General features: G+C 65.3%; 13 protein-coding genes and 1 pseudogene. 7 read left to right on the top strand and 7 right to left on the bottom strand.

Annotated features, from left to right (window positions below; translation table 11 throughout):
• Window positions 1-20 precede the first annotated feature (20 nt).
• From E5206_RS00500 to E5206_RS00490, 3 genes and pseudogenes are all read right to left on the bottom strand, one after another.
• Window positions 21-1,013 carry a transketolase C-terminal domain-containing protein gene (locus E5206_RS00500; protein WP_136320768.1) on the bottom strand — a complete coding sequence of 331 codons (993 nt, stop codon included), beginning with the start codon at window positions 1,011-1,013 and terminating at the stop codon, window positions 21-23.
• Window positions 1,010-1,912, bottom strand: coding sequence for a transketolase (locus E5206_RS00495; protein WP_240689862.1), 903 nt, complete (start codon window positions 1,910-1,912; stop codon window positions 1,010-1,012). The genes E5206_RS00500 and E5206_RS00495 overlap by 4 nt, the downstream gene beginning before the upstream one ends.
• Window positions 1,912-3,248: pseudogene (locus E5206_RS00490) on the bottom strand (MFS transporter). Before E5206_RS00490 ends, E5206_RS00495 begins: the two are co-directional and overlap by 1 nt.
• A gap of 195 nt (window positions 3,249-3,443) precedes the next feature.
• Here E5206_RS00490 and E5206_RS00485 point away from each other — a divergent pair.
• The 5 genes from E5206_RS00485 to E5206_RS00465 all read left to right on the top strand — a co-directional run bounded on the left by E5206_RS00485 (window position 3,444) and on the right by E5206_RS00465 (window position 7,817).
• Window positions 3,444-4,268, top strand: coding sequence for a sugar phosphate isomerase/epimerase (locus E5206_RS00485; RefSeq protein WP_136320767.1), 825 nt, complete (start codon window positions 3,444-3,446; stop codon window positions 4,266-4,268).
• 29 nt (window positions 4,269-4,297) lie between these two features.
• Window positions 4,298-5,074 (top strand): SDR family NAD(P)-dependent oxidoreductase, encoded by a 777-nt coding sequence (locus E5206_RS00480; RefSeq protein WP_136320766.1) that lies wholly within the window; start codon window positions 4,298-4,300, stop codon window positions 5,072-5,074.
• A gap of 35 nt (window positions 5,075-5,109) precedes the next feature.
• Entirely contained in the window at window positions 5,110-6,852 is a 1,743-nt protein-coding gene (locus E5206_RS00475) for a dihydroxyacetone kinase family protein (protein WP_136320765.1), read from the top strand.
• On the top strand, window positions 6,849-7,367 hold the full coding sequence (locus E5206_RS00470) for an RpiB/LacA/LacB family sugar-phosphate isomerase (protein ID WP_276605952.1): 519 nt from the start codon (window positions 6,849-6,851) through the stop codon (window positions 7,365-7,367). The genes E5206_RS00475 and E5206_RS00470 overlap by 4 nt, the downstream gene beginning before the upstream one ends.
• A 189-nt stretch (window positions 7,368-7,556) precedes the next feature.
• Window positions 7,557-7,817, top strand: a complete 261-nt coding sequence (locus tag E5206_RS00465; protein ID WP_136320764.1) for a hypothetical protein — start codon at window positions 7,557-7,559, stop codon at window positions 7,815-7,817.
• A gap of 54 nt (window positions 7,818-7,871) precedes the next feature.
• Here E5206_RS00465 and E5206_RS00460 read toward each other — a convergent pair whose 3' ends face one another.
• The 3 genes from E5206_RS00460 to E5206_RS00450 all read right to left on the bottom strand — a co-directional run bounded on the left by E5206_RS00460 (window position 7,872) and on the right by E5206_RS00450 (window position 11,706).
• The gene (locus E5206_RS00460) at window positions 7,872-8,288 is read right to left on the bottom strand and encodes a DUF1003 domain-containing protein (RefSeq protein WP_136320763.1); all 417 of its coding nucleotides are present in this window, start codon (window positions 8,286-8,288) and stop codon (window positions 7,872-7,874) included.
• A gap of 58 nt (window positions 8,289-8,346) precedes the next feature.
• Complete coding sequence (gene ppsA, locus E5206_RS00455) at window positions 8,347-10,734, bottom strand: phosphoenolpyruvate synthase (RefSeq protein ID WP_136320762.1); 2,388 nt, start codon at window positions 10,732-10,734, stop codon at window positions 8,347-8,349.
• 153 nt (window positions 10,735-10,887) lie between these two features.
• Complete coding sequence (locus E5206_RS00450; RefSeq protein ID WP_136320761.1) at window positions 10,888-11,706, bottom strand: pyruvate, water dikinase regulatory protein; 819 nt, start codon at window positions 11,704-11,706, stop codon at window positions 10,888-10,890.
• Between the two features lie 166 nt (window positions 11,707-11,872).
• Between E5206_RS00450 and E5206_RS00445 the strand changes: the two genes are divergently transcribed.
• On the top strand, window positions 11,873-12,133 hold the full coding sequence (locus tag E5206_RS00445; protein WP_136320760.1) for a hypothetical protein: 261 nt from the start codon (window positions 11,873-11,875) through the stop codon (window positions 12,131-12,133).
• A 338-nt stretch (window positions 12,134-12,471) separates the two neighbouring features.
• Here the strand turns inward: E5206_RS00445 and E5206_RS00440 are convergent, their stop codons facing one another.
• Window positions 12,472-13,212, bottom strand: coding sequence for a DUF981 family protein (locus tag E5206_RS00440; protein ID WP_136320759.1), 741 nt, complete (start codon window positions 13,210-13,212; stop codon window positions 12,472-12,474).
• Between the two features lie 122 nt (window positions 13,213-13,334).
• On the opposite strand from E5206_RS00440, the gene E5206_RS00435 reads away from it, so the two are divergent.
• Complete coding sequence (locus E5206_RS00435) at window positions 13,335-14,006, top strand: TetR family transcriptional regulator (protein WP_136320758.1); 672 nt, start codon at window positions 13,335-13,337, stop codon at window positions 14,004-14,006.
• Window positions 14,007-14,175 lie beyond the last annotated feature (169 nt).

Below are 14,175 nucleotides of genomic sequence, written 5' to 3'. Positions count from 1 at the left end.
TTCCGTGTTGCGGATCCGGCTCAGCCGAGTTCTGCCAGGACTTTTGCCACGACCCGCTGGACGGAGAGCCCGTACCGTTCGTGCAGGGTGGGCAGGGCGCCGGCGTCGAGGAACTCATCCGGCAAGGCAATTGGCACCACGCGCTTGCCGAGCCCGGCGGTGACGACTGCCGAGGCGACTGTCTCGAACAGGCCGCCGATCACGCTGTGGTTCTCCAGTGTCACCGCGAGCCGGTCGGTGTTCAGTTCCGCCAGCACGGTGGCGGTGTCGAACGGTTTGATGGTGGGGGCGTGGACGACGGCGACGTCCACGTTGTGGGCCGCCAGTGCCTTCGCAGCCTGCAGCGCCCGCATGGTCATCAGCCCGCTGGAGACAAACACGACGTCGTTGCCGCCGCGGAGGACCTTCGCCTTGCCGAGTTCGAAGGTGTAGTCGTATTCGTCCAGCACGGTGGGGACGTTGCCGCGCAGCAGCCGCAGGTACGTTGGCCCGTCGCTGGCCGCGAGTTGGGGGACGGCCTGTTCGATGTCCAGCGAATCGCACGGATCCACGATGGTGAGGTTGGGCATGCCGCGGAAGATTGCCATGTCCTCGGTGGCCTGGTGGCTGGGACCGTAGCCCGTGGTCAGGCCGGGAAGGCCGCCCACGATGTTCACGTTGAGGTTGGGTTCGGCGCTGTCCAGGCACAGGAAGTCGTAGGCCCGCCGGGCTGCGAACACGGAGTAGGTGGATGCGAAGGGCACCAGGCCGGTTTCAGCCAACCCTGCCGCCGCCCCGAACAGCAGCTGTTCGGCCATGCCCATCTGGAAGAACCGCTCCGGGAAGGCCTGGGCGAAGATGTGCATGTCCGTGTACTTGCCCAGATCCGCGGTCAGGCCCACGATCCTGTCATTTTCCTGCGCGGCTTTGACCAGGGCGTGCCCGAAGGGTGCGGACACGGTCTTCTGGCCCGGGTCCGCGAAGGACGCGATCATGGCCGATGTTTTCAGCTTTGGTGCGGTGGCGGTGCTCATCGGCCGGCCTTTCCATGGAATCCTGCGGTCAGTTGTTCGCGGCAGAGCTGCCATTCGTGCTCTTCGATGCGCATGAAGTGCGCCTTTTCCCGGTCCTCGAGCAGGGGCACCCCGCGACCCACCTTGGTGTCGCACAGGATTACGGACGGGCGTCCGACGGCGGACGCCCGGGCGGCGGCGTTGTCGAACGCCGCCAGGAGTGCACCGACGTCGTTGCCGTCCACCCGCTGGGCGTACCAGCCGAAAGCCTCCCACTTTTCTGTAACGGGTTCGGTGCGGAGCACGGTGTCCGTCTTGCCGTCCGCCTGCAGGGCGTTGATGTCCACCATGGCGGTCAGGTTGCCCAGCTGATGGTGATGGCCACCCATGGCGGCCTCCCAGGTGGAGCCCTCGTCCAGTTCGCCGTCGGAGAGGAAGTTGTAGATCCTCGCCGCCGAGCGCTGGTGCCGCAGGCCCAAGGCCATGCCGACGGCGATGGAAAGCCCATGGCCCAGGGAGCCGCCGGAGATTTCCATGCCGGGCGTGTAGGTGGACATCCCGGACATCGGGAGCCGGGAATCATCCGAGCCATACGTGTCCAGTTCGTCCACCGGGATGGTCCCGGCTTCGGCCAGGGCCGCGTAGTGGCCGATGGCGTAGTGGCCCGTGGAGAGCAGGAACCGGTCCCGCCCCTCCCACTCTGGGTCGCCGGCCCTGAAGCGGAGCTGGTCCGCATAGACGGCAGCCAGCATGTCCGCCGCACCAAGGGCCTGGCCGACGTAGCCCTGTCCCTGGACCTCGCCCATGTTCAAGGCATGGTGCCGGATCCGGAACGCTGCACCCTGGACCCGTGCCGTGCGCTCCGCTGCTGTTTCCCCGGGGATTCTGCCGGGCCTGTGCACCTCGCTGATGGTTGCCATCAGGCGTTCACCGACTGCGGGGTGCTTTTGGTGGCCGCGTCCGCGAGCTCACGTTCGCGCCTGCCCCACGTTTCACGAGTGGCGACGGCGGCCACAGGCCGATGGCTGCGTAGGCGCCGAAGAGCAGGGCCGGGCCCATCCAGCCGAAGCTGACGAACAGCAGGGTGGTGATGAACGGGGTGAAGCCGGAGACCATGGCGGAGATCTGGTAGGCCAGTGAGGCGCCGGAAGCGCGGGTCTTGGCCTGGAAGAGCTCCGGGAACCAGGCGCCCTGGGCTCCGGCCAGGGAATTCTGGCAGACGGCGTAGGAGATCACGAGTGTGGCGATGACGAAGATGAACATCCCCGTGTTGACCAGCAGGAACATCGGGACCGCGAACAGCAGGGCGAAGGCGCAGGACCAGATGTAAAGGGGCCTGCGGCCGATCTTGTCCGTCAGCCGGGCCCAGGCCTGGGTGGCGAAGATGCCGATAGCGGAGGCGATGCACAGGGCCACGAGCGTTTGGGTCTTGTCAGCCAGGTGCTGGCTGTTCAGGTAGGAAATCATGTAGGTGATGGACACGGCGTAGCCTGCGGTCTCGGCGATCCGAAGGCCGATGCCCTTCACGATGCTGCGCCAGTCCGTCTTCAGGACCTCGACGATGGGGGACTTCACGATGGTGCCGCTGTCCTTGATCTCATCGAAGACCGGGGATTCGGGGACCTTGGAGCGGATGATCAGGCCGACGGCGACCAGCACGATGCTGGCGAGGAACGGGATGCGCCAGGCGAGTTCGCCGCCGAGCTGGACGCTGAAGAGGAAGACGAGGTTGGCCAGCAGGAGCCCGACGGGGAAGCCGGCCTGGACCATTCCGGTGTACTTGCCCTTGGATTTCCACGGCGCGTGCTCATAGCTCATCAGGATGGCGCCGCCCCATTCCGCGCCGAAGGCCAGGCCCTGGACGATGCGGACGAATACCAGCAGAGCCGGGGCCAGCAGGCCCACCTGGCCGTAGGTGGGGAGCAGTCCGATGACGAAGGTGGCGATGCCCATGAGGATCAGGGATGCGACCAGGACGGGCTTGCGGCCCAGCTTGTCTCCGAGGTGGCCGCCGATGATGCCGCCGATGGGCCGGGCGGCGAAGCCGACGCCGAGGGTAGCGAAGGCTGCGAGGGTTCCGGTCACCGGGTCGCCGGTGGGGAAGAACGCGGTGCCGAAGTAGAGGGCAGCCGCGGTACCGAAACCGATGAAGTCATACGTTTCGATGACCGCGCCGACGCTGGAGCCGATGGCGACCCGCTTTGCATCCTTGGTGCCGTGGACCGGACCGCGCATGGCCAGAGCTTCTTTGCTCATTGGTGAATCCCTTTCGAAGAGCGACTGACGCCTGACGCCCCAGCACTGTCGACTGTTAACACATGATACGCCAGTGTGACCCGCATCATGTCGTTCTGTCAACAGTCAACTTCAAGGGTTGACTGTTGACAGTTGACCGCAGTAGTGTGGTCCTCATCACTACGGCCCACGGGCACGACCAGAGGATCAACGACGATGTTCAACCCCCGACTCGGCTGCTCGTCCATCAGCTTCCGCCACCAGGACCTGCCCACGGCCGTTCGGACCATTGCCGGGCTGGGTTTCGAGGAAATCGACCTCGGCGCCCTTCCCGGTGTCTGCGACCACGTCCCTTACGAACTGGATGCCGACGCCGTGACGGCCGTTTCCGCCAGCGTCGCTGCCTCCGGGCTCCGGGTCCGGTCCGTCAACGGGGACATCGGGGACCTGAACGCCGTCCTCGGCGCCGATGCCCAGGCAGCCCGGAACCGGCACCTCGACGCACTCCTCACCCTCGCTGCCAACACCGGCGCGAAAGCCCTGGTACTTCCCTGCGGCGCCCTGGGCCATGACCCGGTCCGGAGCCTCGAGGAGGACCTGGACACCATCGCCGAGCAGCTCACCCGGGCCGGGGAGCGTGCCGCGGGATTCGGCGTCGAACTCTGGACCGAATCACTTCACTTCCTGCGCTTCTGCTGGAACCTGGAACGCGCCGGACTGCTCGCACACCGGCTGGCCGGTTCCGGCGTCGGGATCGTCATGGACTTCAGCCACATCGTCGCCGCCGGCGAAGACCCGCTGGAGTACATCAAGCGCCACGAGGGCCGGATTTCCCACGTCCATCTCAGGGACGCGGTGCCGGGCAACATCAACCTCAGCATCGGCAACGGCGACGCCGATTTCGGCGCAGGGCTGAGGGCGCTGGCCGCCGAAGGTTACGCCGGCCACTTCTCCCTGGAACTCGAAACCCGTGACGTCACCCACGACGAGCGCCCCGCCGCGGCCGCCAAAGCAGCCAGCTACATCACCGACCTCATCTGAACACCACAGCAACCAACCCAAGGAGCATCATGACCACCACCATCCAGCGCACCGCCGTCCTCACCGGGGCAACCTCGGACCGGGGCATCGGCATCACCACCGCACGCCGCTACGCCAACGACGGCTGGGCCGTCGTGATCCTGGACCTCGACGGCGAGAAGTCCGCGAAGGTCGCCGCCGACATCGGCAACGAATTCAACGTCCCGGCCTTCGGCCACGAGATCGACGTCGCCAGCGAGGACTCCGTCAACGCCGCCTACAGGGCCGTCGCCGCCGAAGTCCGCTCCGGCAACCTGCCCCCGGTCGGGGCACTGGCCAACATCGCAGGGATCACCTCGCCGGTGCCGTTCCTGGAAACCACGCTGGAACTCTGGAACAAGGTCATGGCCGTGAACTCCACCGGCACCTACCTGGTGACCAAGGCCTTCCTGCCGGACATGATCGCCAGCGGCTGGGGCCGGATCATCAACATGTCCTCCGTGTCGGCCCAGCGCGGCGGTGGCGTCTTCGGCAAGGTCCCCTACTCCGCCGCCAAGGCCGCGATCCTCGGCTTCACCAAGGCGCTGGCCCGCGAGATCGGCAGCACCGGTGTGACCGTCAACGCCATCACCCCCGGCGCCGTGGACACCAACATCCGCGTGGGCAGCACGGACGAGCAGGAAGCCGCGATCAACGCCGGCATCCCGGTGGGCCGCAACGCCACCACCGAGGAAATCGCCGCCGTCATCACCTTCCTCTCCTCCGAGGAATCCGGCTATCTCACCGGAACCACCATCGATATCAACGGCGGAAGCCACATCCACTAGCAGCCCTCGCAGGCGCCAAGTCAGAGAGCCCCACAATGACCAGAATTTTCAACGACCCGTCCGATTTCGCCGAGGAAGCCCTCGCCGGTTTCTGCGACGTCCACTCCGGCCTCGTCCGGCAGGTGCCGGGCGGCGCGGTGCGCCGGCACCGGCCCACGCAGCCAAAGGTTGCCGTGCTTGCCGGCGGCGGCTCGGGCCACTATCCGGCCTTCGCCGGGCTCATCGGCACCGGACTGGCCGACGGCGCCGTCGTGGGCAACATCTTCACCTCACCCTCCGCGCAGCAGGCCTATTCGGTGGCGAAGGCCGCGGATTCCGGCGCCGGGGTGGTGTTCGCTTACGGAAACTACGCGGGCGACGTTATGAACTTCCGTCTGGCCAGCGAACGGCTTGCCGCCGAGGGACTCCGGGTGGAGAACGTGCTCGTGACCGACGACGTCGCCAGCGCCCCGCCGTCGGAGTCGGAAAAACGCCGCGGCGTCGCCGGGGACTTCACCGTTTTCAAGGTCATGGGGGCCGCGGCCGAAGCGGGCGCGAGCCTGTCCGACGTCGTCCGCCTTGGACGCAAAGCGAATGAACTGACCCGGAGCATAGGGACCGCCTTCCACGGGTGCACCTTCCCCGGGGCGGATGCGCCGCTGTTCACCCTGCCGGAGAAGCAGATGGGGCTCGGCCTGGGAATCCATGGCGAACCCGGACTGTTCGACACCGCGCTGCCGTCAGCCAGGGAGCTGGGCCAGGAACTCGTGTCCCGGCTGCTGGCCGAGACGCCCCACGATGCCGGCCGGCGGATCGCCGTTATCCTCAACGGACTCGGCTCCACCAAGCACGAGGAGCTGTTCGTCCTGTGGCTGACGGTCGCGCCGCTGCTCCGCGCCGCGGGCTACACCCTGGTGATGCCCGAGGTGGGTGAACTCGTGACCAGCCTGGACATGGCCGGGGTCTCGCTGACCATCACCTGGCTGGACCAGGAACTCGAAACCCTGTGGACGGCACCCGCCGAGACCCCCGCCTACCGGCGCGGTACCACAACCCACCCTGCGGGGGAACCGTCCGGCGAACACATGACCAATGACATGGCTGACATGGAGATGTTCGACGCCGGTGACACCTCACGGTCCTATGCGGGAAACTGCGTGGCAGCGCTCGACGCCGCCCGCGCCGCCCTGCATGGAGCCGAGAAGAAGCTGGGGGAGCTGGACGCCATCGCCGGGGACGGGGACCACGGACGAGGCATGGTCCGGGGGATCGACGCTGCGCACGCCGCCGCCACCGCCGCCAACTCCCGGGGAGCAGGCGCAGGTGCCGTGCTCGTCGCGGCCGGTGACGCCTGGGCTGACAAAGCCGGCGGGACCTCGGGCGTACTGTGGGGCGCCGGCCTGCGGGCTTTCGGTGAGTCGCTCGGGAACGAGCGGGCCCCCGTCGCACTGGAGCTGGCGGCGGCCCTGCGCTGTTTTTCCACCCGGATTGTTGACCTTGGCAAGGCAGAAGTCGGCGACAAGACCATGGTTGACGCTCTGATCCCGTTCACCGAGACGTTCTGCCGCCTGGTCGAGGAAGGCGCCGGTCCGGACCTGGGCTGGGCGCAGGCTGCCGCGCAAGCCACGGCCGCGGCGGAAGCCACCGCGGCGCTTCGCCCCCGCAAGGGCCGCGCACGCCCGCTGGCAGAAAAGAGTGTGGGAACGGTCGATCCGGGAGCAACGTCGCTTGCGATGATTTTCAGTGTGGCGGGCCCGCACCTGGCAGCAGTCCGGCAACCGGCCGGAGCACGCTCATGAGCACCGCGGCGCAGGGCGTTAACAACGATATGGAAGGACTGCCGGTGGGTATTCGACTCATCCTGGGCTCCGACGAAGCCGGGGTCGACTACAAGAACCAGATCCTCGAGGACCTTCGCAGTGACCCCCGGGTCAGCGAGATCATCGACATCGGCGTCAACCGCAGCGATACCCCCGAGCAGTTTGCCAGGCCGTACCCCTACGTCGGCATTGCCGCCGGGGAGATGATCAGGGACGGGCACGCAGACCGGGCCATCCTGTTCTGCGGCACAGGAATCGGCGTCGCCATCGCCGCCAACAAAATCGACGGCATCCGCGCCGCCACGGCCCACGACTCCTTCAGCGTGGAGCGCTCTGTGCTCTCCAACGACTGCCAGGTCCTCACCATGGGCCAACGCGTGGTCGGCGTGGAACTGGCCCGCCGGCTGGCCCGGGAATGGATCGGCTACACCTTCGACCCGACGTCAGCCTCCGCAGGCAAGGTCAAGGTCCTGAGCGATTTCGAGGGCTGCTGAAGCCTCATGGGCGTGGCCTCCGCTTCGGTAACCAGGTACATCGGAGGCGCCTGCGGCGCCGTGGAGCTTGCCCCGGCGGTCTTCCTTCTGCCCGCGCGTCGTGGATACATTGGGCGCAGGTGTGCAGTGCCCGGCGATCATCCGCCTGGACCTGAACGCCTATGACCTGAGCGAAAAGGTGCACAGCCCATGAAACTTGCCATCGAATACTCGTTCCGACTCCGGTACCAGGACAACACCCACGAAGTCGTCATTCCTGCCGAGCGGCTTCTGGATGTTCCCCTGGACGTCGAGACGGTCCGCCGTCTTGTGGAACATGATGACGCGCTGCTGGCTGAGCTCTTCCGGGATTTCCTGCCGGAGTACCGGCAGATGGCGAAGGATCCCGCCTACTGGTCCGAGGAGCTGGAACGCGACGATGAGCGGATCAAGCTCGTCGAAGTGGTCTGAAAACGCACCGCTCCCAGGCTGTTCCGGACCGGCACTCGAACGCCCGCCGGCCCTTTAATTCAAGGCTCTCGACATCGCCAGCTCTTTGAGTTCCTTCAGGATTTCCAGCTGCTGGCTGTTGATGGCCATCAGAAGCTCGATCTCTTCCTTGGCCTTGACATTCGTGTCGTAGTCGTGTTGGGCCATCGCAGCGGCGATGGCGTCCTGCCGTTTGGCGGCGATCAGAAGGATGGCGCCCTGGAGGCCGGCCAGCATGGACAGCAGAAGGTTCAGGAGAATGTACGGGTAGGGGTCCCAGGAATTCGTCGCGAGTGCCCACGTGTTGATGGCGGCCCAGATCAGCATGAAGCCGATGAAGCCTCCCACGAAGGGCCAGCTTCCCATCCCGTTCCGCATGATGTCGGCGGCGCGCTGGCCTTTGGTCAGTGAGGCTTTGTGCCCGGCGTGCCAGTTCTTTTGTTGATCGGTCATGACCCAGAGTAGCCGCGGGACAGGCGTGAACCTGACCCGCGGCTTCGTCAACGAGGTATCAGTTCGCCTCGGCGCTTGCTGCTGCGAGGCGGATCCAGGTGTCCACCACGGTGTCCGGGTTCAGCGAGACGGAGTCGATTCCCTCGCTGACCAGCCATTCGGCGAAGTCCGCGTGGTCGCTGGGGCCCTGGCCGCAGATTCCCACGTACTTGCCGCGTTCCTTGCAGGCCTTGATGGCCATGCTCAGGAGCTTCTTGACGGCGGGGTTGCGTTCGTCGAAGCTGCCGGCGACGATCGCGGAGTCCCGGTCCAGGCCAAGGGTCAGCTGGGTCATGTCATTGGAGCCGATGGAGAAACCGTCGAAGTAGTCCAGGAACTCGTCGGCCAGCAGCGCGTTGGACGGCAGCTCACACATCATGATGACCTCAAGGCCGTTCTCGCCCCGGCGCAGTCCGTTCTCCGCGAGCAGGTCGATGACGCCGCTGGCCTCGTCCAGGGTACGCACGAACGGGATCATCAGCTTGACGTTGGTCAGGCCCATCTCGTTGCGGACGTAGGACAGGGCCTCGCACTCGAGGTCGAAGCAGTCCCGGAAGGACGGCTCCAGGTACCGCGAGGCGCCGCGGAAGCCGATCATCGGGTTCTCTTCATGCGGCTCGTAGGCGGGTCCGCCGAGCAGGTTGGCGTACTCGTTGGACTTGAAGTCGGACATCCGCACAATCACGGGCTGCGGCGCGAAGGCCGCGGCGATGGTGGCCACGCCTTCGGCCAGGCGCTTGATGTAGTAGTCGCGCGGGCTGTCGTAGGCGGCAATCCGCTCCCGGATTTCCGCGGCCACATCTTCCGGCTGCGCGTCCAGGTTCAGCAGCGCCTTGGGGTGGATGCCGATCTGGCGGTTGATGATGAATTCCAGCCGGGCAAGGCCCACACCGTGGTTGGGCAGCTGGGCAAACGTGAACGCCTGCTCCGGGGTGCCGACATTCATCATGACTTTGACCGGAGCCTCGGGCAGCTGGGCGATCTCGGTTTCCTCGACGCTGAAGTCCAGCAGCCCCTCGTAGATCAGGCCGGTCTCACCTTCGGCGCAGGAGACGGTCACTTCGAGGCCGTCGGACAGAACGTCGGTGACGTCTCCGGTGCCGACGACGGCGGGAATCCCCAGTTCGCGGGCGATGATCGCCGCGTGGCAGGTGCGGCCGCCGCGGTTGGTGACGATGGCGGAAGCACGCTTCATGATCGGTTCCCAGTCCGGGTCGGTCATGTCGGCGACGAGGACGTCGCCGGTTTCGAAGGCGGCCATCTGGTCGATGGCGGTGAGGATGCGGACCCGGCCGGCGCCGATGCGCTGTCCGATGGCGCGACCCTCGGACAGCACCTTGCCGGTCTCGTTCAGGCGGAAGCGGCTCCGCTGGCCGGCGGCCTTGCGGGACTGCACGGTCTCCGGGCGCGCCTGCAGGATGTACAGGCCGCCGTCGATCCCGTCCTTGCCCCATTCAATGTCCATGGGGCGCCCGTAGTGGCTCTCGATGGCGAGGGCGTGGCGGGCGAGCTGCTCGACGTCGTCGTCCGTGAGGCTGAAGCGGTTCCGCAGCGAAGCCTCCACCGGAACGAAGTCGATCGTGTGGCCGATTTCGCGGTTGCTCGTGTAGGTCATCTGGAGCGCCTTCTCACCCAGCCCGCGCTTGAGGATGGCAGGCCGGCCCGCCAGCAGCGCCGGCTTGTACACGTAGAACTCATCCGGGTTGACGGCACCCTGGACAACGGCCTCGCCGAGGCCGTAGGAGGAGGTGACGAAGACGGCGTCGTTGAAGCCGGATTCGGTGTCCATGGTGAACATGACGCCGGAGGCGCCGACGTCGGAACGCACCATGCGCTGGATTCCGGCCGAGAGCGCGACCTCTGCATGTTCGAACTTGTGGTGCACCCGGTAGGCGATGGCGCGGTCGTTGTAGAGCGACGCGAAGACATCCTTGATGGCCACGAGGATGTTGTCGATCCCGCGCACGTTCAGGAAGGTCTCCTGCTGGCCGGCGAAGGAGGCATCCGGAAGGTCTTCCGCGGTGGCGCTGGAGCGGACAGCCCAGGAGAGGTCCGCGGATCCTCCGTGCTTCTCCACCAGCTTCTGGTAGGCGTCACGGATCTGCGCTTCGAAGTCCGGCAGGAACGGCGTCTCGCGGATCAGGGTCCGGATCTCCTGGCCGGCAGCGGCCAGGGCCGTCACGTCGTCGGTGTCCAGGCCGATCAGCCGGTCAGCAATCTTCTGGTCCAGGCCGGAGTCAGCCAGGAAGCTGCGGTAGGCGTCCGCTGTCGTCGCGAAGCCGTCCGGCACCTGGACTCCGGCGGAGGTCAGGTTCTGCACCATCTCACCGAGGGAGGCGTTTTTGCCGCCGACCCGGTCCAGGTCCTTGAGTCCGAGTTCTGAGAACCACAGAATGTCTGTCGTCATTTATTTACTGCTCCTTTGCAGATGGTGGCATGCAGGGGCGCCGCCCAGCGTGCGGCGATCACCGCTTGGTGGGCGCAAGTCCTGTCCACAGTTTCACGTCTCCGCCAGTCTTTCCACATGACGTGCACCACACCGTGATTGTGAAAAGTTTCACTAGTGTTTGAGGTTCATCTGCTGCAGGATCGTGGCGGCCATTTCCTCCACGGACACGCTGGCCGAATTGAGGTACGGAATCCCGTGCGAGATGTACAAACGCTCGGCGCTGCGCAGCTCAAAACCGCACTGCCGCAGTGACGCGTAGGGTGAGCCGCGCCGGCGCTCGGTGCGGACCTGGCTCAGGCGCAGCGGGTTGGTGGTGAGGCCGAAGCATTTCTCCACAAACGGCCGGAGCGGCTTGGGGAGGCCTTCGCGTTCAAAGTCCTCGTCCACCAGCGGGAAGTTCGCGGCGAAGATGCCATGCTGCAGCGCCAGGTACATGGTGGTGGGCGTCTTGCCGCACCGGGACGGGGCCACGAGGATGACCTGGGCCTTTTCCAGCGCGCGCAGGCTCTGGCCGTCGTCGTGCTCCATGGCATATTCGACGGCGGCCATCCGGGACTGATAGCGGGCGGCGTTGCCCAGGCCGTGCGCGCGCCCCGGTTCCCCGCTGGCCTGTGTGCCCAGGGCCCGCTCCAGTTGCCCGACGTGCGTCCCGATCAGGTCCACGATGATTCCCTGGCACGTTGCCAGGACCAGGCGGATGTCGCTGCCCACGGCGGTGGAGAACACGATCGGCTGCGGGCCGCGGGCGGCCAGCCCGTCGATGATTCTGACGACCGACTGTGCCTGCTGGACGGTCGTGATGAAGGGGATCGTGATCCGGTCATAGTTGTTTCCGGGGAACTGCGTCAGCAAGGTATTGCCGAGTGTTTCCGCGGTAATGCCCGTACTGTCCGAGAGGAAGTAGACCGGGCGGAGATCGTCGTTGGTCATGAACGCATTCTCCACTACGGGGGACCGCATTCCCCAAGTACGCACCGTTGATTTCGCTCCCTATCGCCGGAGTGGAGGCAGTGGTACGTTCAGCGCGAGGGGGACATGCTCCCGCGGATCCTCTTCAATCCAGCTCCTGATACACCTTCAGAAAGCAGAGGCAACGATGACAACAGTGATGATCTTCCACGAGGTCGACGATGTGGAGCACTGGCTCGGTTCACCAAAACGCGAAGAAGTCTTCGGGCCCCTGGGCATTACGGTCCGAACGTTCGTCGACCCAGGCAAGAGCAACCGTGTCGGCTTGATCGCCGACGTGCCCGACATGGACACCTTCCAGCGCGTGATGGAATCCGAAGCCGCGGCCGAAGCGATGAAATTCGACGGCGTCCGCCCGGAAACAATCCTGATGCTCCTCGAGCCCTAAGGACACCCGGCCACCTGGCGGTGCCGGCGTTAGGAAAACGTTAAGACTTTGCCAGGAACGCTCACGGCGGCGCTGACTCAGGATAGTTTTTATGGTGCGCCGTCCCTGCAGAGTCCCCCAATGATGCAGGGGCGGCGCCTCATAACGCGACGGACAGCATGGGCCGGCACAGGAACCCGCGTCACGGACAGCCCACAACCTTAATTCCGGACAAAGCAAAGGCCCTGCTTCCCCTACAAACAAAGGGAAGCAGGGCCCTGCTATTTGGCGGTGACGGCCCATTGGGGCTGGCGCCATAGCCTGGGCCTCTTGGTTGAGGTCCCTGCCGGCCAGACTCCCTACATGGTGTTCACAATCAGGCCGATGTGCGTGAAGTAGTTCATGGCGCCAAAGAGCAGGAATGCCAGCCCGGTCAGATACCAGACGATGCCGATGGTCTTGACCAGTCCGGATGCCGCTGCGCCGGAGGTGCGGAGCTTGGCAATGGCAAAGGGGAACAGCACGGCACCGACCCCGACGAGGGCAAAGAGCCCGGACATGAAGGTTGCTTCAATGATGGGATAGGCGGCGAAGGCTCCGGAAATTGGCTCCTGGGCGGGGGCTGCAAAAAGCTGGTAGGTAACGCCGGCAGCCGCGATGGCGAACAGGCTCAGGCCGAGTCCGCCAATGAAGAGCGACAATGGGCGGACCGTATTTGCTGCAAAGGCAATCGGGTCGGGGGCAGAGGTGAGCGCCTCGCCGCGACGCCACAGGTAAAAGGCCGCCCCGAGCAGCGGCACGCCGAAGCCCAGGCTGGTTTCGCCGAAGATAATGTTGTCGAACGGGAAGCCACCTGCCGCCAGCGGCCACGTCAGGGTCATGTGCAGGCCGGTGGTGGTGAGGATCAGGCCAAGCACGCCAAAAGCCAAAGACCAGCCGTCTGTGCTGACAGTTGCATCATTGTTGCGGCGGAACCGAAAGAGGTCACGGCTGAAAATGACCACGGCCAACAATCCCGCCCCGGCGGCCAGTGACATGATGGTGTTGTAGGTAGGCATAATCGCCCAGTCGATTTTGAGAGCTTCCGTTGTCATGCTCATGATGCAATCGCTTTCCCTTTGCGTGGGCCGCCATGGTCCATCCTTAAAGCCATACTGTTGTATGGCTTTTCATGTAGCGCCGGGAGCGGTGGTTTTATTCCTGCTGGACCGGGGTCAGGAGGGTGAGGGAAATTAAGCAACATCGTAGCCAGGCGAAGCAGGAGCTGATGGCCGCGGCCGCCGCACGATTGCTGATTGACGAAGGCCCGTCCGCCGTCACGCATCGTCGCGCCGCCGAGGCTGCCGGGCTCGCCGCGGGATCCGGAAACTACTACTTTCCATCCAAGAAGGAACTGTTTCGGGCCGCTGTTGCAGGAGCCGAGGACCTGCGATCTGAAAGCGCCCTGAAGGTTGCTCGGGATTGCCATGGCGGTGAGGAGAGCCTGACGTCGGTTGCCCTCCGGCTGATGGCCATCTACTTTGCCCCCAAGCTAGGCTCGAACGTGGTCACTGCCAGGCTCAATCCCATTCTGGAGGCTGGCCACGACCCTGAGCTGCAAGAGATCATCCGCAACCACCAGCCGCTGCTGGCCGGGGCCCTGAACATCGGGCTGGAACGGATGACCGGCCAAACGCTGGCGAGCAATGACATGAAGTTGCTCATGCAAACCATCGGAGCGTCGCTCCTGTATGGCTTTGCCCTCGGGGAGGATGACTTGCTTGGCTATTCAGCCCGTTCGATCGCCCGAATCCTGGATTTGTTGGATGTACGCGTTGCGGCGGCCCCGGACCACCGGCCAGCGTGCCCTGCCGGCGGTCCCGAAGCTCAACCGTCGACGGCCCAGGCCCGCTGATAGGCGGGTCGATCCAGAGACCCCCACATGGTCCTGATGGATATTCCCGTGCAGCGGGCGTCCTGCGTCGCGGGAGGAAGGAGCACCGCGAAAGTTCTGTTGCTGCTGCGTTACCGCAAGGCCCTTTCCACTCAACGCAAAAGGCCCTGCTTCCCTTGTAAACAAGGGG

The sequence above is a fragment of the Arthrobacter sp. PAMC25564 genome (assembly GCF_004798705.1).
In the GTDB taxonomy this organism is placed as follows: domain Bacteria; phylum Actinomycetota; class Actinomycetes; order Actinomycetales; family Micrococcaceae; genus Arthrobacter.
This window is presented reverse-complemented; position numbering and strand designations above follow the sequence as displayed.

What these genes read in the sequence shown, in the direction of transcription:
- E5206_RS00500 (WP_136320768.1), bottom strand. Translation starts at nt 1,013, where the DNA reads ATGAGCACCGCCACCGCACCAAAGCTGAAAACATCGGCCATGATCGCG.
- E5206_RS00495 (WP_240689862.1), bottom strand. Translation starts at nt 1,912, where the DNA reads ATGGCAACCATCAGCGAGGTGCACAGGCCCGGCAGAATCCCCGGGGAA.
- E5206_RS00485 (WP_136320767.1), top strand. Translation starts at nt 3,444, where the DNA reads ATGTTCAACCCCCGACTCGGCTGCTCGTCCATCAGCTTCCGCCACCAG.
- E5206_RS00480 (WP_136320766.1), top strand. Translation starts at nt 4,298, where the DNA reads ATGACCACCACCATCCAGCGCACCGCCGTCCTCACCGGGGCAACCTCG.
- E5206_RS00475 (WP_136320765.1), top strand. Translation starts at nt 5,110, where the DNA reads ATGACCAGAATTTTCAACGACCCGTCCGATTTCGCCGAGGAAGCCCTC.
- E5206_RS00470 (WP_276605952.1), top strand. Translation starts at nt 6,849, where the DNA reads ATGAGCACCGCGGCGCAGGGCGTTAACAACGATATGGAAGGACTGCCG.
- E5206_RS00465 (WP_136320764.1), top strand. Translation starts at nt 7,557, where the DNA reads ATGAAACTTGCCATCGAATACTCGTTCCGACTCCGGTACCAGGACAAC.
- E5206_RS00460 (WP_136320763.1), bottom strand. Translation starts at nt 8,288, where the DNA reads ATGACCGATCAACAAAAGAACTGGCACGCCGGGCACAAAGCCTCACTG.
- ppsA (WP_136320762.1), bottom strand. Translation starts at nt 10,734, where the DNA reads ATGACGACAGACATTCTGTGGTTCTCAGAACTCGGACTCAAGGACCTG.
- E5206_RS00450 (WP_136320761.1), bottom strand. Translation starts at nt 11,706, where the DNA reads ATGACCAACGACGATCTCCGCCCGGTCTACTTCCTCTCGGACAGTACG.
- E5206_RS00445 (WP_136320760.1), top strand. Translation starts at nt 11,873, where the DNA reads ATGACAACAGTGATGATCTTCCACGAGGTCGACGATGTGGAGCACTGG.
- E5206_RS00440 (WP_136320759.1), bottom strand. Translation starts at nt 13,212, where the DNA reads ATGAGCATGACAACGGAAGCTCTCAAAATCGACTGGGCGATTATGCCT.